General features: G+C 35.1%; 16 protein-coding genes. 1 reads left to right on the plus strand and 15 read right to left on the minus strand.

Translation table 11 applies throughout. From position 1 onward, the window contains the following. Window positions 1-157: 157 nt before the first annotated feature. From GGR27_RS18440 to GGR27_RS18470, 7 genes are all read right to left on the minus strand, one after another. The gene (locus GGR27_RS18440) at window positions 158-1,210 is read right to left on the minus strand and encodes a hypothetical protein (RefSeq protein WP_168040107.1); all 1,053 of its coding nucleotides are present in this window, start codon (window positions 1,208-1,210) and stop codon (window positions 158-160) included. An 877-nt stretch (window positions 1,211-2,087) separates the two neighbouring features. Beyond that, window positions 2,088-3,140, minus strand: coding sequence for an SMEK domain-containing protein (locus GGR27_RS18445; protein ID WP_168040109.1), 1,053 nt, complete (start codon window positions 3,138-3,140; stop codon window positions 2,088-2,090). A 430-nt stretch (window positions 3,141-3,570) separates the two neighbouring features. After that, window positions 3,571-4,041, minus strand: a complete 471-nt coding sequence (locus tag GGR27_RS18450) for a hypothetical protein (RefSeq protein ID WP_168040111.1) — start codon at window positions 4,039-4,041, stop codon at window positions 3,571-3,573. An 807-nt stretch (window positions 4,042-4,848) separates the two neighbouring features. After that, window positions 4,849-6,627: a DUF6998 domain-containing protein gene (locus tag GGR27_RS18455; protein WP_168040113.1), complete on the minus strand. Its 1,779-nt coding sequence runs from the start codon at window positions 6,625-6,627 to the stop codon at window positions 4,849-4,851. A gap of 305 nt (window positions 6,628-6,932) precedes the next feature. Beyond that, window positions 6,933-9,032 (minus strand): ATP-dependent nuclease, encoded by a 2,100-nt coding sequence (locus tag GGR27_RS18460; RefSeq protein ID WP_168040115.1) that lies wholly within the window; start codon window positions 9,030-9,032, stop codon window positions 6,933-6,935. 1,778 nt (window positions 9,033-10,810) lie between these two features. Next, complete coding sequence (locus tag GGR27_RS18465) at window positions 10,811-11,338, minus strand: hypothetical protein (RefSeq protein ID WP_168040117.1); 528 nt, start codon at window positions 11,336-11,338, stop codon at window positions 10,811-10,813. Between the two features lie 546 nt (window positions 11,339-11,884). After that, window positions 11,885-12,712 (minus strand): hypothetical protein, encoded by an 828-nt coding sequence (locus GGR27_RS18470; protein ID WP_168040119.1) that lies wholly within the window; start codon window positions 12,710-12,712, stop codon window positions 11,885-11,887. A gap of 116 nt (window positions 12,713-12,828) precedes the next feature. Between GGR27_RS18470 and GGR27_RS18475 the strand changes: the two genes are divergently transcribed. Further along, window positions 12,829-13,143 carry a hypothetical protein gene (locus tag GGR27_RS18475; protein WP_168040121.1) on the plus strand — a complete coding sequence of 105 codons (315 nt, stop codon included), beginning with the start codon at window positions 12,829-12,831 and terminating at the stop codon, window positions 13,141-13,143. Window positions 13,144-13,160: 17 nt separating this feature from the next. Here the strand turns inward: GGR27_RS18475 and GGR27_RS18480 are convergent, their stop codons facing one another. The 8 genes from GGR27_RS18480 to GGR27_RS18515 form a co-directional block, all read right to left on the minus strand. Next, window positions 13,161-13,379: a hypothetical protein gene (locus GGR27_RS18480; RefSeq protein ID WP_168040123.1), complete on the minus strand. Its 219-nt coding sequence runs from the start codon at window positions 13,377-13,379 to the stop codon at window positions 13,161-13,163. A 163-nt stretch (window positions 13,380-13,542) separates the two neighbouring features. Next, a complete protein-coding gene (locus GGR27_RS18485) occupies window positions 13,543-14,331 on the minus strand; it encodes a hypothetical protein (protein WP_168040125.1) in 789 nt (262 codons plus the stop codon). A 696-nt stretch (window positions 14,332-15,027) separates the two neighbouring features. Continuing rightward, entirely contained in the window at window positions 15,028-15,450 is a 423-nt protein-coding gene (locus tag GGR27_RS18490) for a putative toxin-antitoxin system toxin component, PIN family (protein ID WP_168040127.1), read from the minus strand. After that, window positions 15,450-15,668, minus strand: a complete 219-nt coding sequence (locus GGR27_RS18495) for a hypothetical protein (protein ID WP_168040129.1) — start codon at window positions 15,666-15,668, stop codon at window positions 15,450-15,452. The genes GGR27_RS18490 and GGR27_RS18495 overlap by 1 nt, the downstream gene beginning before the upstream one ends. Before the next feature lie 560 nt (window positions 15,669-16,228). Beyond that, window positions 16,229-16,963: a protein phosphatase 2C domain-containing protein gene (locus tag GGR27_RS18500; protein WP_168040130.1), complete on the minus strand. Its 735-nt coding sequence runs from the start codon at window positions 16,961-16,963 to the stop codon at window positions 16,229-16,231. Between the two features lie 492 nt (window positions 16,964-17,455). Next, window positions 17,456-18,415 (minus strand): c-type cytochrome, encoded by a 960-nt coding sequence (locus GGR27_RS18505; RefSeq protein WP_168040132.1) that lies wholly within the window; start codon window positions 18,413-18,415, stop codon window positions 17,456-17,458. A 475-nt stretch (window positions 18,416-18,890) separates the two neighbouring features. Next, complete coding sequence (locus tag GGR27_RS18510; RefSeq protein WP_168040133.1) at window positions 18,891-20,357, minus strand: DUF3883 domain-containing protein; 1,467 nt, start codon at window positions 20,355-20,357, stop codon at window positions 18,891-18,893. A 491-nt stretch (window positions 20,358-20,848) separates the two neighbouring features. Further along, a complete protein-coding gene (locus GGR27_RS18515) occupies window positions 20,849-21,967 on the minus strand; it encodes a hypothetical protein (RefSeq protein WP_168040135.1) in 1,119 nt (372 codons plus the stop codon). Between the last annotated feature and the right edge of the window lie 75 nt (window positions 21,968-22,042).

Consider the following 22,042-nt stretch of genomic DNA (forward strand, 5'->3'; position numbering starts at 1 on the left):
AATTGAGAGCGTTGGACCGACCACCGGACCAGCTCTTTTCTTCAACTTTTTGCGTAAAAGCGAAGCCACGCAAAAAGTTGAAGAAAAGAGCGGAATCAAAACCAGCGTCTTAAACCCTTTACGGTGGCTTGTCGTTTGCTGCTGTGTTGCGCGCATTTTATTTTCTTTTCGATCTAGGTTTGAGATATCTTGACATAATAAATTCAACTCTTGATGAACTGTAGATCAGAGAAACATATTTTAGTACAAACCCGATTGCCAGCAGAGTAAATATAAATACAGATGTCGATATAGAAAAATATAATCCACTAGAAATCAACGTTACGTAGAACATATATATCCCTAGATTTCTAAATATAGCAATGTATTGGAATAATGGGATCAATCTAGTCTTGGCATTTTCAACATCTACGAGAAGTTGATCAACCTTATTTGAGAGATAGTCTTTTCTATTAGATAAATTATCTACTCCTTGATAAATTAAAAGTTGAACTTCTTCCTCTTTTGAATTGAACACATGGGCTAAATCCAGAAGGTAAGTTGCTTTCTCACTTATTGATGCAAACTTTATTCGAGCGCCTAGAACTAAAATAAAAAACGAAGAACAAATAAGAGCTTCAATCGCAACTAAAGCAAAAAGTCCATAACCTGAGGTCAGCAATACTATATCACTGAGAATAACCTCTAATGATAAACTATAGATATCACTAACTAGAACTATTAGATTTGGAACTACAGATTTAAGAGATTCAATATTTTCTTGAATCTTATCTGATGATATTATAGTTAGAAATCCACCAAATGTCAATGCACCAATAAAAATGCTTTCGATAACATACGTTTCGACTTTATCGATCATATTTTTAACATCAATCCCCATTTTCGCTAATTCAATATCATTTTCATCCACAACAGGTGAAGAAACATAGTTGCTTTCTTTGCTAATTTTAATCTTAGGACTAATTAGCCCCGCAAAAGTAGCTAACTGTTTAATCTCATCCGTAGGCTTGTCGTCTTTTTTAATATGAACTCTATTCAGACGCGAAGAACTATACGTAAGCGAATAACCAACCAAGATTAAAAAATAGAACAACCAATTAAAAAAGGTGAATATACCTTGCCAAAAAGGAGATTCGATGCCAACTAAATTTGAAACGTGCCAAATAACAGGAATAGCTACAATGGAAAGTATTGCAATCAAAACTTTCATTAACAACGAAGGGGTTTGCTTCCATTCTATCTCGTCAATCTTATTTTCATACAATTGTCTGATCCGATCTGATTTCCAATTACCAATATATCCACAAATTAAAACTACTGGAATATACTAAATTATCAAATACCATGTGCTGCTTAAGTATTCGTTAAGGAAAATATAATATAAGACATATCTAATGATAGTGTCCAATAATAATCCTAAATAAGAGCTGTAAGTATCAATCAAAAAAGATTTTCCTTTAAACACTATTTCGCCCAAATTAACCTCTGTATTCATAAATTTATATTTTTGTTGCGCGCAACGTTCGCAGCAACGCAGGCCGCCTTCTCAATCGATCTTAATATACATCAATCCTCGACAAGGCGGGCGGACCATAAGCGAACATTTACAAAAACCGTGGCCGACGCAGGAGGACGGGGAGTTTTGGGAATTGAGAGCGTTGGACCGACCGCCGGACCAGCTCTTTTCTTCAACTTTTTGCGTAGAAGCGGAGCCACGCAAAAAGTTGAAGAAAAGGGCGGAACTAGAACCAACAGTTCCAAACCTTCGGGGCGGCTTGTCGCTTGCTGCTGTGTTGTGTGCATTTAATTTATTTGGCACTTTAATTGACTTTTGTACAGAGTTATATCTTTAGCAAACTTACCCTTTGGGCTATTAGAGGATCGTATGAAATGACTATTAAGTTCGTGTAAAATTGGATCGCTCGAGTTACTAGTAGTCTTTGATCGTAGTGTCACTAAAATAATTGAATTACCCCTAACATATTATTTGATAAAACAATAATTATTAATATTCTAATATTCGTTAATAATAAATTTAACATTAATTATTTTTGCTTCGACTTATTAGCCAGCTGATAGTAGGACTTCTATTCATCTAAGATTGTGAAATCTAAATCAATAATCAACTTTGTAAGAAGATTGTTCTCCGTAGCATAATTAATCGCCCAATATGTATGTTCTCTGAAATAGGTTACAACCGCTGCTTCAAACAAATCAATATCTACGTCTAATTCTTCTTGGTTAATTATTATAAACTCTTCACTAACAAGTATATTAATTTCCTGTTCAATTTCACGTTCGCTTAAATTTATTGTTCGTATTAATTTAGGAATCAAATATGATCTCTCGTTTACAAAATTTTTTCTTCCATCTTTTGAAATTGACTCGACTGTTCTCTTTCCCAGGTCAATTATGTGGCACAAAATTCTTCGCGTTCTAATTGGAATATTTACAAGTTTATTTCCCTCGTTATTAATGATATCTAAAAATTCCTCACTTTCATTTACTTCTATTGGAAATCCTTTGAACACTTTTAATCCATTCACAGCTGGTTTGAAAACTTGTATGTCAAAAAGTTTAGGACCATTCAACAACTCTTGATTGTTTACCTGAGATAATGACGAATTAACCACTAAAAATTCATCATCAAAAAGTTCATTTAGCTCAATTAACTGTTTTATTTCTAAATCAATAACTTTTTTACAAAAATCTTTAAAGTCAAAAATATCTTTATTCTTATCAAATTGAATCGTTGTCGGGATTAAACTATTATCTATTGCTGTGTAAGAACCTTGCCTACTACCTAAGACAAAAATTTGAATTGAGTTGTAGTTTTTCTGCTGCTCGCTAGTTAATTTTCTGAAAGTATTGTTGACCTTTTCAGAATCAGCCTTTGAAGTTACTTGAATTCCTATCTTATGTAAGGTAGTTCCAAGATCTATACCGGGCTCATTTGACCTTTGTCCATTTAAATTAACTATATCTGAATACTTGTATGATATCTTGATTATGTCTCTTGCGAAGTTTTCTAAAATTCTATTGATGTCGTACATCTGAACGCTTGCTCTGAATTCTATTTTTTCACTTAGGGAACTTAAATCATCTATGATCCTTCCTATTATAATTCCTCTAGTAATCATTAAATGAGTATTTTTTTGTTGCACACAACGTTCGCAGCAACGCAGGCCGCCTTTTTAATAGAATTCAAGATACATCAATCTACGGCAAGGTGGGCGGGCCATAAGCGAACATTTAAAAAAACCTGGCGCTCTTCCGCGCTAGGAATTTTTTAAATTGAGAGCGTTGGACCGACCATCGGACCAGCTCTTTTCTTCAACTTTTTGCGTAAAAGCGAAGCCACGCAAAAGGTGGAAGACAAGAGCGGAACTAGAACCAGCACCTTCAACCTATTTGGGCGGCTTGTCGCTTGCTGCTGTGTTCTGCGCATTTAATTTGGTTTGAGGATATCCTAAATCTCTAAAACAAAGTAATCAATATACGCGTATCCCACTCTACAGCACTCTTTCAACTATCGAATTTCTCTGCTAAAGACTTAAAAGTGGTTTAAGCTCAAAATAGTCCCTGTGCTTTCAGGATGATGGCATCATATGAATCGGTAGAGTTGGGGATCTCAATTTTATAAGAAAAATCTTTTGATACTCCTGGCGAATAAATTTCGTAAATAATGAATTCATCTTGTCCGATCTGAGTTTTTGTTTTAGAATAGAATGTCAACTGTACTACCACATCTTTATACGAAGCAAAATTTGCCTTGTTACTAACGTTCCCTGATATTATATGCCCATCCAATCTATCTCTCTTGAATAAATTTCCTTTTTTAATATTATCTCTGAGATTTGTTTTTACTGAAAGATACACCTTGGGCTCAAGAAGTTCTTTCACCTCTAACTCCTCCCTAAGCTGTTCTGGTGTTTTGCTTACTCGCTCTTCAATAACCTTATCATGGAGAAACATTACGCTAGAAAAGAATATTACTAGTATAACCAATATACTTCCAATAATGTAGAATACTTTTTTCATTTATTAAATTTATTATTTTAGCATACTATGAAGAACTGTTAATGTCTAGGTAGATGCAAGTTTAGGGGTTTAATCAACTTGATTAATGAAAAATTTCCGAATACACAGTTTACTACTATACGGAAATGTGTCGATTATGATTCGACAAATGTTGTCAACAAAATTACCTGCCTAGTGAACCACTAGGCAGGTAAAAATTTTAAGAATCTTATTATTTACTTTTTTGGGGAATTTGAATTTCCACCTTTAGAATTAGATCCCTTAGAAGGAGGGTTATTTCCTCTGTTGGAACCAGATGGGTTTCCGGTTTTGCTGGGAGCATTTTTAGGACTATTATTGCTTTTGGACATAATGCTATTTTGTTGAGCTAATATTAAATGCTCATGAAAGAAAGTGATTTATGAATACCTCTGCAAATATAAGTATTTTTTTTAGATATGACTTCGCTTTTGTTGCGCAGAACGTTCGCAGCAACGCAGGCCGCCATCTCAATCGATCTCAATATACATCAACCTGCGGCAAGGTGGGCGGGCCATAAGTGAACATTCGCAAAAACCGTGGCCGACGCAGGAGGACGGGGAATTTTGTGAATTGAGAGCGTTGGACCGACCACCGGACCAGCTCTTTTCTTCAACTTTTTGCGTAAAAGCGAAGCCACGCAAAAAGTTGAAGAAAAGAGCAGAACTAGAACCATAATTGTCAAACCTTTATGGTGGCTTGTCGCTTGCTGCTTTGTTGGGCGAAGCTTTATTTAAATCTCTATCACTGATAAAATTTCAACATAGCACCTGCTGTGTTGGGCGAATTTTATCTTTGGCTTATTGTTAACCCAGCATATTCATTTCTTGCCCTAAGTAGTGATTTATAAGTTACATACTTTGTATTCACTGACCTTTTGGGATTAATTCTGTTCAGAATTTGATTTAGCACACTTGACTTCCCATTAAAAACTTCTTCTATTTCATTCTCTCCATTCAACCTCAATACTAAATAATACCCATTAAACACATCAAACTTAAATCTTGGATTGCTATCATCTACAACTGAGAATTTAATTTGCAAAAAATCGTTATCCGAATATTCAATTCTTCCATCATAATCTGTTTCTTGATCAGGGAATAACTCAATTCTATATTTATTCGCAGCGTATATTTCACCCAAATCACCTATTATATTTCCATCTACAGTAAAATCTCTTTCTGGATAACTTTCATTTAAAGAGTTTTGAGTTTGCTTAAGCCTTTTTATTGACGATAAAACATCAAATAAGACAGGGTCTTCGTGACTCATTGGATCCGTAAACTCCAATCCCAATTGATTAACTCTATCAATCCACAAACTCGAATCCACTAACATAACATTTATTGTACTTGAAAGTAGATACTTCAAATGCCGATTATCGCTAATTGGTGGAACTGTTCTGACTATTCCATCAGACTTCGTATTTGAACTAAGAATAGGCTTAGTACCTCCAACTTTAATTAGATCTCCAGAAGCATTTCCTGAATGAAGAAATTGAGACCTAGAATCGTATATACTTGAAACTATATATTCGGAGGCTTCCCCAAATATTAATTTAATTATATTTATAACTTTATATTTTATTTTATATAGGTCTTGGCTGCAAGATTTGCAGTTCTTAGTCTTTATGGTTTTGAATGAAGTCAATATTTCAATACCTGATACATAAATCACATTAGCAGCCTCATATTTTAAATCTAATGAGTCATTGGTTTTATTCAATAAATCTTGAAACTTGTCACCAAAATCAAGACTTACTGTATTTTCATCTATCCATCTTTCACTTATTACTTCTTTAAAATTTGAACTGTCTAGGTCAACATTTCTTCCTAGATAATAAAACCTGCACGCTTTAAGGATAACTTTATCCTCAGATGATATCTTTTTTTCGCAAATTCGATTAATTATTTCAAGAGACTTACGAGTTATTCTCAAGTGATCTCCATCTCCGTAATTTTCTCCAGTAAGAGTGTCAACATTTTCATCTAGGAAATTATTTTCATTTAAAATTATTTCCCGTGGAATATTAACTGTGTGATCAAATTCATAAATATATGAATTTGTAACTGCCGATAATACACATAATAATTCACGGAATATTCTACTTAAGTTTTCTCCACACGACTCTTTACTAATACCAGCGTTTATGATTGTAATTTTATTTACATTTTCAATATTTGTAGCAGATATAGTAAAATTATTTGATTTATAATTTCTAATTGATCCATTTGTACAACATATGTACTTGACCATTTCATACAATTTGGTATTAGGGTCTTTTGATTCTCTAATTGCGTTTTTGATCAAATGGAAATTAGGCGATTTTTTATTCAAACCTTCAAAGACTAATTCAGATACAATATATTTCCTTTTATATTTTACAGAGACCTCGTAATTTTCACCATCTAAATAAAGCGAACCAAAATTTATAAGCCTACTACCTTTTAATTTGAAAGGTTGATAATGCCAACCATATTTACTTGATTCTCTCTCAATTATAGACCAGATATTTTTCATCTGATTATTTGATGATTCAATATCATCGTTAGCTAATTCAAATTCCATAATTTTATCTTTTTGTTTCGCCCAACGTTCGCAGCAACGCAGGCCGCCTGCTCAATTGATCTCAATATACATCAACTTACAGCAAGGTGGACGGGCCATAAGCGAACATTTAAAAAAACCTGGCGCTCTTCGCGCTAGGAGTTTTTTAAATTGAGAGCGTTGGACCGACCACCGGACCAGCTTTTTCTTTCAACTTTTTGCGTAAAAGCGAAGCCACGCAAAAAGCTGAAAGAAAAAGCGGAATTAGAACCAGCATCCTCAACCCTTTATGGCGGCTTGTCGCTTGCTGCTGTGTTCTGCGCATTTTATTTTGTTATCATTTTAACCAGCTCTGTCACTTCATCTATATTTTTCAGAAAATGGTTGAGCTCCTGCTCTTCATCTGAAATAAGATAAGATAGTGTCAGCGCCTTCATATCTTTACTACCAGGCAATTGAACAACTGCGTCAGTATAGTAATCCTCTAACTCGCCATGAGACCAAATGAAAATGTTTTTCTTTCTTAGTTCTATTTGAATTTTGTTAAAATGGTTAGTTAGGCCTTCTTCATCTATATGGTTACGTGGATTAATTTTTAAATACCTATCCTCCATATATGATAATGTCTTAGCCAGTGAATCGTCGTCCCGACTAATAGATCCATCTTTAAATTTTTGGAAAACATTTTGTAAGTCCTGAACGTCTAAATTTCTCTCAATCTTACCAATCCGCTTTTTCATACTACCATAATCAATAGCGCCTTGATTAATAGTTTCCTTTATATCATTCACTGACTTTTCTAATTCTTTACAATCTAAATGGCTGATGATTTTTGAAACATCACCCTTATAACAATCTAAATCTCCAAGTAAGATCCAATCGATATTAAAAGCAGACAGCATTTTTATATAAATAAGAAAATTAGATTTACCATTTACGCGTCCGATAGAGCAATTTTGATAGTCCAATGATTGTTTTTCTTTTAATATTCTATCAATGATAACTGGTAGCAAATAAAACTCTCCTCCTTCAACCAGAACTACTTTATCCGCAAAGAACATTTCAGTATTTGTAGACCATATAAATCTTTTTATTTCATTTGAAATATCCGCCGCAATATCCCTGGGCAACTGAGCTGTATGGGTACAATTAGATTCTGAGTCTTTATAGATTCTAATAATATTCTGTGGATCAACATTTTTTAAGTATTCAACAGAATGAGTACTTATGAATAATTGTCTTTCTTGGTTTTCACTACTATCAATAAACTTATTTAATTCAGCCGATATTACTCGCCTTGCTTGGGGATGCAAATATAGTTCTGGTTCTTCCACAACTAGTAGTGAACTAGCATTGTGAAATTGATTACAGTACTGAGAAAAAAGTGCGATAATTATCGCGCTCTGTATACCTGTTCCCTTCTCGTCCACACTTCTATCTATTCCGTCGTTTACGAAGACCTGAATGGATTTATACATCTCATATTTATTATCACTCATAAACTTGAACGAGACCTCTTTATGTGCAATAGCACTTTCAAGTAATTTTCTTAGTTCAGACGTATTATCATGAAAAATAACATCAACGTACTCCTTTATTTCATTAGATTTATTTTTAATTAGATTTTCGTAAGTACTACCAGACTGTTCTTCTACCTGGTCTTTGTTATCATTCCACAGCTTTCCGATGAGCTTCCCAAACCAAGTGTAATGCTGGAGTCTAAGTTCAGACTTTGTATTTCGCAACGCACCTATTATTGTAGTAGTAACTAAACTTTCTCGAAGCTTTTTAGGAAAATAATGAGTAATCCAAATATTACCCTTAGCGTCAATGATAAGTAAGCCATAACCTTTAAAATCTTCTTGTTTTCGACTCTTACAAAAGAATAGTTTAATGCGTTTAGCTGTCTTAACCATGTTTAAAACTTCTTCAGAACTAGCCCACTTAGTTTTGCTGGTGTAAGGATTTCCAGATTTAGAAGTCAACTCAATTTCTGATATCTCATCTCTATTTTCTAAATCGTCAAGACTTTGGAAAAGAGGGTAATTTACTACTATCGTACCGTCTTCCGATCTTTCATATGCATCTGAAATATCACCTAACTGAGAAAAGGCTGTATTCTTTCTTATCGATTTAATCAGTTCTTCATCAAAATTTCTTCCTGAAATCTCAACTTCAATATAAATATTATCTGCGATCTCTTCAACTGACTTTCCTTCTACAGTTAAAGTTTTAGTATAGAAATCATTATCTGAAAATTTCATGTAACCTGGATGTCTTTCACCTACAAGAATATTAAGTGCTTTTAGAATATTAGACTTCCCAGAATTATTTTTTCCTACGAAAACATTTTTACCTGCAAACAGATCAATTTTGATTTCTTTTAGGCTTCTATAGTTCTTGATGAAAAGTTTAGAAATAAACATCTTTTGTACTTAAAGGATTAAACGTATTTTTTTTGTTGCGCAGAACGTTCGCAGCAACGCAGGCCGCCGTCTCAATCGAAATCAAGATACATTAATCTGCGGCAAGGTGGGCGGGCCATAAGCGAACATTCACAAAAACCGCGGCCGACGCAGGAGGACGGGGAGTTTTGAGAATTGAGAGCGTTGGACCGACCGCCGGACCAGCTCTTTTCTTCAACTTTTTGCGTAAAAGCGAAGCCACGCAAAAAGTTGAAGAAAAGAGCGGAACTAGAATTAGCAACCTAAAACCTTCGGGGCGGCTTGTCGCTTGCTGCCGTGTTAGCGGCATTTAATTTAAAACTTTAGGACTTGTCCAAATCATAGCCATCGTGCAATAATCTATAATTCTTGAGCTTTATTTGTACTTTTCTACTAAGAATGGTAGACTTATATTTACATTCTTTCTATAGTTTAAATATTCTTATTTTCCTTAATGTTCAAAGTGTTACCTTTTAAATTATGATCCTTGCGTAATACTGCCTCACCCTACCTGAACATGTAATCGACCAGTCTTTCATCAAGATTCTAGTAATGTTATAATTCCAATGGCCTACGAGATAATTTGCCATTTTGAAAAGTTAGGCCTCTTAGACTGATACCTGCTAAATAAACCATTGGGCGTGGATTATTACAATAAAAAATCACCTTTTTAGTTTAATAGCAGACTCGAAAAATAAGATTGAGAATGAAAGTATGAATACTAATAAGGGAACTTGAAAAGACAAGTAATTAAATTTTTCAATAGGTACTTCCGTCACTCTTCTAATAATAGGTGTTAACAATAATCCGAATGTTAGAATTTTGTATGTTATATTTTGAAACAACTTCGTAAACATCAAAACCATACCGATCAATCCTGAAATAGCAAATAATTGATCTTCGTTACCAAAATCGAAGCTTGTGAATAAATTCCATAATATTAATGGCATGCCTATTAATTGTCCCATCAGAATAATTAGAGAATAGGCAGTAAGTATTACGATTTTAAAGACCCGCTCGTTATTAATTGTAAGCATAGATTAAAATAATATTATTTCATTGAATTTATTCAAAATTAAATAATCTTACAATTGTGATCATAAATATTATCCTGCAGCCATTTATAATCGATAAACTCAATCTCTAGATTTTGTTGCCGCTAACGTTCGCAGCAACGCAGGCCGCCTTCTCAATTGAAACCAAGATACATCAATCTGCGGCAAGGTGGGCGGGCCATAAGCGAACATTCACAAAAACCGCGGCCGACGTAGGAGGACGGGGAGTTTTGTGAATTGAGAGCGTTGGACCGGCCACCGGACCAGTTCTTTCCTTCAACTTTTTGCGTAAAAGCGAAGCTACGCAAAAAGTTGAAGAAAAGAGCGGAGCTAGAACCATAATCCTCAACACTTATGGCGGCTTGTCGCTTGCTGCCGTGTTGTACGCATTTTTTTTGATTTAGATTACTTCCAAATACTGAGTACTAATATTGATTCTATTCCTCCACATCAGATATAATCTGCTAATACTCAATATCTGACCAAATTGCGAATAGGGGCACAATCGCAAGTCAAATTTAAAATATTACCCAATTATTAAGGCAACAACATATTTATTAATTTTTCCTCACTTTATTTCTAATTTAATTTTAATCATTTTATTTGTAGCACAAATATTTATGTATTCAATACTGATTTTAATTCATTCACACCAATATTGCATTTCATTTCTAGTTAAATGAGAATCATAAATCTCAAGTGAAGTCAGTGTACGATGATTTGCAACACCTCAACGGAATTAGGAGTTAATTTTGAAACTACAGTAAAATTTACGCCTAAGCTATCTACAAATTGAACTTTCTCATCTCCAATAGTAAGTCTATTTAATTCGCTTATTTCGGAGTCAAGATACTCTGAATCTATTAATTTTATATTGTCTATGAAGACATCCACATTCCGACCATACGAATAAAAGCAATTACTGCCTTTTTCTTGACAAAGATAAACTGAATAAAAACTTCTTCCCTGACTGTGTTTTTCTAATATGAATAAATCATCATTCCACTTTAAAATTTCAGATTTATTGGCAAACTGTATGACTTGAAAGCGCAATTCATCTAAGTAAGGCTCATTAAAAAATTTAGACCATTCCCCTCGTGATATATCCGACAATGATCTATGAGATAGGGCTTCAGCCGTTACATTTCTCCAAGCACTTACAAACCTATCAGGTTGCCAATTACTACAACTAGAGAAGAGTAGAACAAACAGAATAGCAATCAAATTTTTCATAACTAAATGATCTTATACTTAACTTTAATATTGAAATTTTGACTGTTCAATAGTTTTAACTTTGAATGAAATTATATAAATTTGAACTTGTCTAAGAGTATCATAAGACTCGGCTTCCCACATGCGCTATTCCTTATCTTTGATTTAAGCAAACTCCATTCTAAATTACTAGTATTATGCAAATATACTACTACCCAAAACATAAATACAGCATCAAATAATAGAAATTATAATTTGTTGCGTACAACGTTCGCAGCAACGCAGGCCGCCTTCTCAATCGAAACCAAGATACATCAACCTACGGCAAGGTGGGCGGGCCATAAGCGAACATTCACAAAAACCGCGGCCGACGCAGGAGGGCGGGGAATTTTGGGAATTGAGAGCGTTGGACCGACCACCGGACCAGCTCTTTTTTTCAACTTTTTGCGTAAAAGCGAAGCCACGCAAAATGTTGAAGAAAAGAGCGGAACTAAAACCATAGTCCTCAACCCTTTATGGCGGCTTGTCGCTTGCTGCCGTGTTAGGCGCTTTTATTTAAAACTTAGGCTAACTTTCACCAATTTGAGGAACGATATCCTCCATGCAATAATGAACAAAATTTGATCCTAGTTCAGTCAACTCATAGGAATCGTAATCATCAAAGGCAGATTTCAAATTTGAGGACGTACTTTTACGCCTTGCAGTTTTTTTAATGTAGTTTCCGTTGTAATCTACTTCTCTATGTTGCCTTATAACTCCGCCAGTACTTAAGTCTCTGAAAAGTAACTTATATAAATCTGCTTCAGATGAATTCTCTTTTGGCCTAAAATCATAGATACGATCCCAGATTGCTCCTCTCGTAATGCCTGGACTAGAGTAAACGTATTTTATGACATACAAATGAAGATCATTATATTTTTCTATCCAATCCAAAAATAATTGAATTACATCATCTGATGATAAATTTGTAGCTACAGAATTTGCTAATAATCTTCTGATGAATTCTCGTTTTGTTTCTGAATCTGCTTTATCGTAAATTCGAAATCCTTTAGTCACAAGTTGTAGATATTCTTCAGATTCAAGCCTTTCATTAACTCTATCTCCAAATGATTTAAATCTAGTTAATATTTTCGCTATTGATTTTCCCAAATCGTCAATTTTTCTTGTATGTTCTTGAAGCCATAGTTCGTAGAGTTCATTACTTTCTGATTGTTCTCTCTCGGCAAGAAGAGAGGCAGTTGCTCCAAAAAATCCACCAATCCACGGAATACTGCTGAGTGCTGCAATTATGAAACGAGCGATCCTGTTCCGCTTCTCAGAATCTTTAATTTTGTCTAATTCAACTCCGATCTTGTTCATTACCTCACTGGTAATGATAATAGGCTTGTCATTCATACTTCACTTTTAGTCATCATTAAATAATCCACTCTTAACTATTATAGGAAATAGTAGAATTAAATCGAGAACACTCAACAAAGGAAAGTGTATCGATGTTGTAAGGTACAAAAATAATGATGACCAAAAAAGATTGGCAAATTCTCTATAAGGACTTACTTAGCAGATACGGTAAATTTTCCATTCATTACTCTAAGTTTCAAAATGGTAAAAATGAAACTGTTCGTCAAGACGCAAAATTCGAGATGGAAAGTGAAATGAGATACATAACAAGAATTGTTAAAGACAATCAGAAACTTTCAGCAGTTATTGAGAAGGGGACAGATGAATTCAGTAGATTTATTGTTTTTGACGAGTTTAAGGATCCGCAGTATTTTGAGTTCGATATGAAAGAAATTCTTCAAAAAATTAAGAGCTTAATTGATGATTAATTAATTTTTTGTTGCGCCTAACGTTCGCAGGTGCGCAGGCTGCCATCAATCAAATTTAGGGAAAAACTTTGACTCGAAGTAATTAGGCCGTTTTTGCGGTAAAAAGCGTAAAGCGTCAGCACGCTTTTTACCGCAAAAACGGCCGGAAAATGAACCGTGGGATCAACTTTAATAGTAGGTGGGCAGCTTGTCGTACCTGCCGTGTTAGCGGCATTTTTTTTTGAAACTAAAGGCATAATTATGACTTTACTTGGAGTCCGTTTTTTCTGGCAAGGTTCAGTCTTCCATTGTTCTTTTATCCTTTTTGCTTGAAGCTAACGTATTACGTATATGTGGCGGATCCCTGAGGCACGATAGAGATATGACATCATCATGCTTTGTTAGTCGCCGTTTCCTTTCTTATTTCATTGTTTTACGTTCCCTTACAGTTCTACTTAATTCTTTACCGTTGTTGTAATAATTTGTAATTCTCTCTACAATTTTGCCATTGAGTAACTTTTCTTCAGAATACGATTTATAAGTAACTTTATTTTGAACAGTCGTTCTAGCTTCGCAACCTTGCATCATGTCATAGCCAAAGTATTTAAACGTTGTCTTGCGTTCTCCAGTTTCGGTTTCAATCAATTTTCCGTATTCGTTATACTTATAGGTTGTTGATTCATTCGTTCCTGAATTAAATATAACACTTTCAAATTCAGTTTTTCGCATAACTCTCATCAAAAAATCAGATGATTTAGGATCTACTATTGCAACTAATTTCTCCTCCTTCCAGACTAGTCTGATTTCATTGTTTATGTCTACAAGTCTATTTTCAACATCGAAATTGAACTTATAAATATCCGGTCCATCAAAATCATATTCATGCATTTCTTCTACTAAGATATTGTGTTCGTTAAAATACCATGTAGATTTTTCTTCGTTAGATATTGCGATTATACTTCCCTCTAAAAACTGATACTCATAAACATCAATTAATTTCCCAGCTTCATTAAATCGTTCTTCTTTTTGCAATTCACCATTATCACTGTAGGTAATTCTACCTGACAACCATTCTTTTGAGATATTTGATTTAGTAAAATACTCTATTTGCCTATATTGCTCTGAATGCAACTTCTGGACATCTTCCAATCTTTGATAGTAGTTTGATAGCAATTCGCTACATATTCTTTGCTCAATTGAAAATTTCATTTCCTCTCTTTTTCTAATGGCGACTAATTTGTTTATATCTGCACAAAATACGCAGATAACGTGGCAAAATAGTCAGTAAACTGTACTTTTAGTGACGTTTTACAACTCCAACTCGTCGAAGGAGATTTTGGTAGTTGTTTCTTTTCTGAATCTAATATTTACCTTTTCAATAGGATAGCCATAATTGATCAATTTTGAATAAATTACATAATATTACTGAATTGTTTTTTTTGTTGCCGCTAACGTTCGCAGCAACGCAGGCCGCCATCTCGATCGATCTCAATATACATCAACCTGCGGCAAGGTGGGCGGGCCATAAGCGAACATTCACAAAAACCGCGGCCGACGCAGGAGGACGGGGAGTTTTGTGAATTGAGAGCGTTGGACCGACCACCGGACCAGCTCTTTTCTTCAACTTTTTGCGTAAAAGCGAAGCCACGCAAAAAGCTGAAGAAAAGAGCGGAATTGAAACTATAATTCTCAAGCCTTCGGGGCGGCTTGTCGTTTGCTGCCGTGTTCTGCGCTTTTATTTGACTTAGGTTCTTGATACCTCTTGGAACGAAGCAAAGATTAGAATCCTGATGATTTGGATCGTCCCGAATAAGCACAAAATTATTGGAAATGCTTTTTGTTCTAACGACACAACCTACGTCTAAAACTCATTTAAACTAGTCAAATGGCAATGACGAACTCAGTCTAGATTTTGCCAATTCGCTCCTTGATGATGTCCAGAAACTTCGCAGTCTTTACTACTTCTATTTTGGGGAAGTCCATATCTTTCAAGACATTGAAGTGCTTATCATCGGTTACTATCAGTTGAGCATTTCCATTGAGCGCACAGTCGACAAACTTATCATCATCTGCATCAGCGTAAATAGCAGCCCATTTAAAGTAAATTTCAACTTTATCCACATCAGGCGACCTTACTAAAAAGCTACCTATATTGTCCGCAACATCTGCATTTGTCCTTTCCTCCAGTATTTCTACATACTCAGAAAGTACGTCATTCGAAATAACCATAGTGATTTTTCCAGTCAAGACCGCATCAAAAATCGGTCGATATTTAGATTGGCGCCCAATCGATACTATCAGGCTGTTTGTGTCAAGTACTACTCTCACTACTTGCCAGTCGTCTTACCTTCACTAATCCAGTTGTCCATAGTTCGATCAGACCATCCATTCTCATCCCAGAGTTTATCCATCTCATTGCTTGCCTTCTCAGCAAAGAAATTAGCCAAAGTCCGTTTGAGAGAGACTAGATCTTCGTCGGTGAGTTCATGACTAAACATCTTCATCAATTCAAGTTGAACATTAGAAAGGGGTGATTCGAGTATCATTTTGAAATGTTTTAGTCTCTGGATTATAAAAACACAAGGGATTATAATTTTGTTGCGCAGAACGTTCGCAGCAACGCAGGCCGCCGTCTCAATCGAAACCAATATACATCAAACTGCGGCAAGGTGGGCGGGCCATAAGCGAACATTTAAAAAAACCTGGCGCTCTTCGCGACAGGAGTTTTTTAAATTGAGAGCGTTGGACCGACCACCGGACCAGCTCTTTCTTTCAGCTTTTTGCGTAAAAGCGCCAGCACGCAAAAAGCTGAAAGAAAGAGCGGAACTAGAACCATAAACCTCAACCCTTTATGGCGGCTTGTCGCTTGCTGCCGTGTTAGGCGCATTTAATTTGTCTTAGGATCTCCCGAGACTCTGTCAAAGCTTTCGATAATAAAGCCTACAATACTGTACATGGTTTTCTGCTGAATCTGTATACAGTAGTTGACCTAGATGTTTTTACTCGTCAAGACCACCACCTACTATTTGGGGTTCATTTACAACCGCTACGGTTTCAACTACCTCATTTGAACTTCTCAATCATGACCTCGACATTTCTGATTAGGTTATAAAATGATTCGAGTAATAGCAAGATCGTCGTTGGTGGATAAAGATTCATTTTTTAATAAGCTGTCCATTTTATTCTGACACTCATTTACTTCAGAAGGATTTTGCTTTATTAGTAGATACTTCATGATACTTTGTTCTTTACTGACTGTAACCTGTTCATCTATTTCATTTGAAAATGTAAATATTCCGTCTGTTACAACTGACATCGAAAATTCAATTCCGCCAGAGAATATTTGATCTTGTGAACTATACCAATCCAGAAAATTTTTGTCAACATGGTAACCGATGTAGTCAGGTTGATTGTCTTGGTCAAACTCATGAATCTTACCATCAACTACTATTAGTCCGTCGCCAATAACTACAGCTACGAACTTGTTATCTTTTACATCAACGAGCCCGATTATCAAAGTTGCTAATAAATCGTATTTTCCTAAAGAACCAACAGTCTTTATTTGCTTAAGCCTATTAAAAAACTTTGAAAATAATTCTTTCATCAGATCCTCCAGAGTAATTTGATCATTTCTTCTAAACTCAAGATGAAAGTCCTCTTTGCATATCTCTCTCAATAATTTCATGAATAAACTCGAAGCAAAATGACTTTCATCTCCCATTGAGCATCCACCTGAAACTGATATTAAATAACGATCTTGTCCAATTTGAAAGGCTCCGTTTGAATCCTCGCAGTTATTTAAATGGTGCTTCCCTATCCTTTTAAAGGTATCAATTTTCATCGATCAAAGATAGTGATGTTTATCATTTCTAAGACTTTGAAGAATTTCATTTTTTCTTGCGCCTAACGTTCGCAGCAACGCAGGCCGCCTTCTCAATCGATCTCAATATACATCAACCTACGGCAAGGTGGGTGGGCCATAAGCGAACATTCGCAAAAACCGTGGCCGACGCAGGAGGACGGGGAGTTTTGTGAATTGAGAGCGTTGGACCGACCACCGGACCAGCTCTTTTCTTCAACTTATTGCGTAAAAGCGAAGCCACGCAAAAAGTTGAAGAAAAGAGCAGAACTAGAACCAGCATCCTCAAACCTTTATGGCGGCTTGTCGCTTGCTGCCGTGTTGTGTGCATTTTAATTTGTTTGAATCCTTTATTTAATCGTGGAATGAAGTAATGCTCAAAAATTGAATAGTGTTCATAAGATTAACGATATACTGTATTGTAGGGATTTATCCAGGTGAAACTCCTATATCAATGAAAATACAAGATTAGTCTCAAGGAATTAGTTCTACCCATGTTTCACTTGACTTGTCGTAACTCAAATAGTACTGACTTCTAGTAGAGTCTGTGAGGAATGATATTTGGCCTCCTTCAAGAGTCTCTAAAGTGAACTCACCGTCTAAGCTAGGAAATTCTATGATCTTTTGACTTTGACTACCCAATAAAATAAAGCCTGAAGATTCAGTTTTAATCATTGGAATTTGAATATTCAGTTGTGGAATATTATAAGCTACGTTAATTATTCTGCCTTCAATATCCTCATCTAAGATATACAATTCTAATCTATCCCTTTTTGAATATGTATTTTTAAATTCTTGAACTGAGAACAGTACTTGATAGTCTGAACTCGCTGGAAGTAGCTTTTTAAATCTTTTCCCATTTATTAGGTTACATTCGTACCAAGTATTCAAACTATCAACATCCAAATGTAGATGCTCTGACTCGTACTGAATCCAATAACATATATTTTCAATAATCCTGTCAACGTCTGACTCATCAATTTCTCGAAAATATGTAATTTGGGATTTACCCTCACTGTTATAATATTGTTCAAATATACTGCCCTTCAAAACTGGATAATAATCATTGAAGGTACAAACAGCCATTGTATCCTTTGAGGAAATTAGTTCACGAGGAAACTTCAAGAAGTTCTTCATATAATCTATCGATCGGTATCTAAGTACATGTCCAACTGGGGGTCCTGTAGATTGATTTTTGAGATTGGCTCCATGGCATACTTGACAATATTCCAAATACAAAAGCTTACCTGAATTGATTCGGCTTAAAGGGATTTTAGATGGTCTACCTTTGATTAGAATTGAGACTGAATTGAAAAGTTTATCATCTTCGCTTTGGCAACCAGTAGATCCTATAATTATACTTAAAACTAACATACTAATTATCACAATAGTAAAGTTAGACCATCTTGCAATCGATTCATTTAAATTTAGCATAGATTAACAAAATTATTACTAGTGATTTTAAATTCATATTGTAATTAATATAATTACCTTTTGTTGCACACAACGTTCGCAGCAACGCAGGCCGCCGTCTCAATAGAAACCAAGATACATCAATCTACGGCAAGGTGGGCGGACCATAAGCGAACATTCACAAAAACCGCGGCCGACGCAGGAGGACGGGGAATTTTGTGAATTGAGAGCGTTGGGGCGACCACCGGACCAGCTCTTTTCTTCCACTTTTTGCGTAAAAGCGAAGCCACGCAAAAAGTTGAAGAAAAGAGCGGAACTAAAACCGGAATCCTCAAACCTTCGGGGCGGCTTGTCGCTTGCTGCTGTGTTGTGTGCATTTTATTTATTTTAGGCCTTCGAATAACTTTAGAATGAAGAATATCTTAATTTGATATATCGACTCTGACTTAATTGAGGCGAACAATTTTTTACACGTGCTACATCAAATATTAATTGATCATTTTAATTTTACTTTGAAACTAGATGGAGTCCAAGAGAAATCATTCTTCAACCCTTCATAAGAAATAATATGAAATTTAAAATTTGGCACTCTACTGGGCGTATAATCATAACATATGTAAACATAATAAGAAGTTTTATACATTTCTAATGCCTTAAGTTCATTACCCGTGAAATTGAAAGCTTGCCAGTTATTAGATTTGGTCGATTTTACTTCTATATGTCTAAGTGTACCATTCGATTCGCTAAATACATCAAATCCATATCCATCACCGTATTCTTTACTGACATGGATGACTTTTCCGTCTTGATTCAATCTGTTCAATTCATATTGAAGAACAGCTTTCTCTCCTTGATCACCTATAAATTTATTTGTAGTATGATCGATATTTACATGTCCAACTTCTCTTGGAGCATAAGCATTAAATTTTATCAACCCAGATTTAAATACATCAGTGTTAAATTCAATTTCTTCAATTCCGATACCATTGCTTTTAAACACCTTATTAGATTCACTTTCTAATCCCTTGTTATGATCTGAAATATTAGATAGTTTTTTGATGGTTTTAGACTTTGCATTATTTTTCTTAGTTTTATTCAAGGGTAGATCATCATTTATCCTAGTTGGTTTTACAAAGTAGCTCTGATTTCTCTTTTTTATGTAATTGGCTTCCCAGACTCTTCTCTCATCTGCCTTCTCTACCTCTCTTAACTTTTCTTGTATCTTAATATTATCTGTTAGCTCTTTCACCTTTTCCTGCTCTGATATATATGCCCTGGAAACTTTAAAAAAATCAACATTCTTACTTCCCTGATATCTATTCCAAAGATAATTCGCATCTTTAGTTGCTGTTCTTAACAAATCAAAAGTAGACTTGTGCTTTGGTGTATATTCATAACATCTTTTAACATAATCTATATCTTCGCTAAGCAAAAGTAATAAAGTTCCTTGCAGTCTTTTTCTAAAATATCGGTCTTTGATTCTATGAATTTTATTTACCATTTCAGAAACAAACTTCAGCTCAGTCCAATTACTTCCTTTTAGAATATTTATATTCCCATTATTATAGTATTCAATGTCCTCCTTTGTTAAAGACTTTGTTCTTATTATCTTACTATCATGAATTGAATGAAAACTATCCATTATTACCGTCACCCCATATATTAAACCTATGAGTATGAGTATAAATCCCAAGGTGAAAGAAAAATTATTCATTATATTCACCCCAGATAAAAAGCTCACTAAAATAACAATATACCCCCATTTTGATCCCTTTGATTTAAGCAGTTGAGACTTATCAATAATTTTGGTCCTCAGTTGACTATACCTTCTATCCTTTATATCAGCAATCACTTGTTCTTGCATAAATTCATGTAAGATACCATAATACCTATCAGTTAAAATACTATTTTCCGCTATCATTATATAAGCTTTTGATGCCACATCATGGCTCTTGGTGATCAAAGACAGTCTATACTAAGGTGAGAATTTATATTTTGTTGCACACAACGTTCGCAGCAACGCAGGCCGCCTTCTCAATCGATACCAAGATACGTTAATCTGCGGCAAGGTGGGCGGGCCATAAGCGAACATTTAAAAAAACCTGGCGCTCTTCGCGGCAGGAATTTTTTAAATTGAGAGCGTTGGACCGACCACCGGACCAGCTTTTTTCTTCAACTTTTTGCGTAAAAGCGAAGCCACGCAAAAAGTTGAAGAAAAGAGCGGCATTAGAACCAGCATTCTCAACCCTTTATGGCGGCTTGTCGCTTGCTGCCGTGTTAGCGGCATTTAATTTAGCATAGGAAAGGCTCTATACTTCACTATCTATGGAAAATCTACAGTCACATATGTGCTTTTACATTTGAATTTAAAATTCAATAAGTATATCCTATCTCAACCTAGATTATCAATAAATTCAAATTTTTGCAGGCTGTCGTATTGAAGATTTGACAATTTTATTTTCTTGCGTAATCTTCGTCGGATAGAATAGGGAACTCTTGGGCGTGGATTCTTATATTATTGTATAGAGATTCTATATCTCTTTTCTCGTAATACTCTTCTAATTGATTCATAGAATGCCATCTAGAACCAATAATATTCTCTATAAACAACTCGGAAAAAACTGTGCTTGATATATTTCTTCCTTTTGAGTTCGACTTGGTAATTTTATCATCATCCCCAATATTTTTCATAACTTCGCAAATCGGAAGATGTATTCCTGATGACTTCAACTTTTTTTGTACCATTTGCAGCTTTTCTGTGGGACGTAAAAAACCGCAACAGAATGGCATTCGATAAAGGTCACTATGATTGTTTCCGATCTCACTTTTACAGAATCCAACACTACATAAGTTGCTCTGCATTTTGTTTAATTGATCCTTAATATTTCCTTGCTTTAGATATAGTACACCCTTGTCCCAAGTTTTATATTGCAAATGAACAAAACGTACACGTTCATTGACCAGATCGAAAATTTCGTAAATCAAATCAGCACCGAGTATGTGCTCGTCTCTATCTGGATGCAAGAGTCTTAATCGTAGCATTCTTTCCCCATCAAGATTATAGTCTTTTACTTGCTCATCCTCATAAATTTGTTTTTGCACAAATGGATGCCTCTTTGCTATGAAGAAATCGTGCTCTAAGATTTTGTGCTCGGATAATCTTTTGGGAGAGAAAAACTTCCTTGCAGCTTTTAGTCGATACAATTGCGTTCTGAGAAATTTCAACTTAGATGCATCATCTGTTGTCTTTAACCACTCTTGGTGTTCGTCTATATCCTTTTCTAGTAATGATTCAGGCGTTGTTGTAAATAACGAGTTTGGATCATCTACAACTGAAGCCTTTTCCTTATAATATTTTACAGTATCACTTTCATTTTTTACTTCTATTAAGTTTACAACCTTTGAATATAGTTCTTCATCCAAATCATAGAGCATATTCAGGGTTTGCTCGTATGTAGTAGGTTGAGTTCTTCTTCTGGCAATCGTTGTAGCTTCTCTCAGTGCTCTAACTACGGCAAAAGCAGAATTCTTTCTCTCAACCTCATCAATCTTCTCATCTTCAAAGTAGTTCATTCGCGAATATAATACTTGTTTAACTCTTTAAATATTTGAAGCGCTTTAGTAGACTCAATCTCTTAATTTTGTTGC

Origin of the sequence: Neolewinella antarctica (assembly GCF_011927835.1) — a bacterium.
Classification (GTDB): Bacteria; Bacteroidota; Bacteroidia; order Chitinophagales; family Saprospiraceae; genus Neolewinella; species Neolewinella antarctica.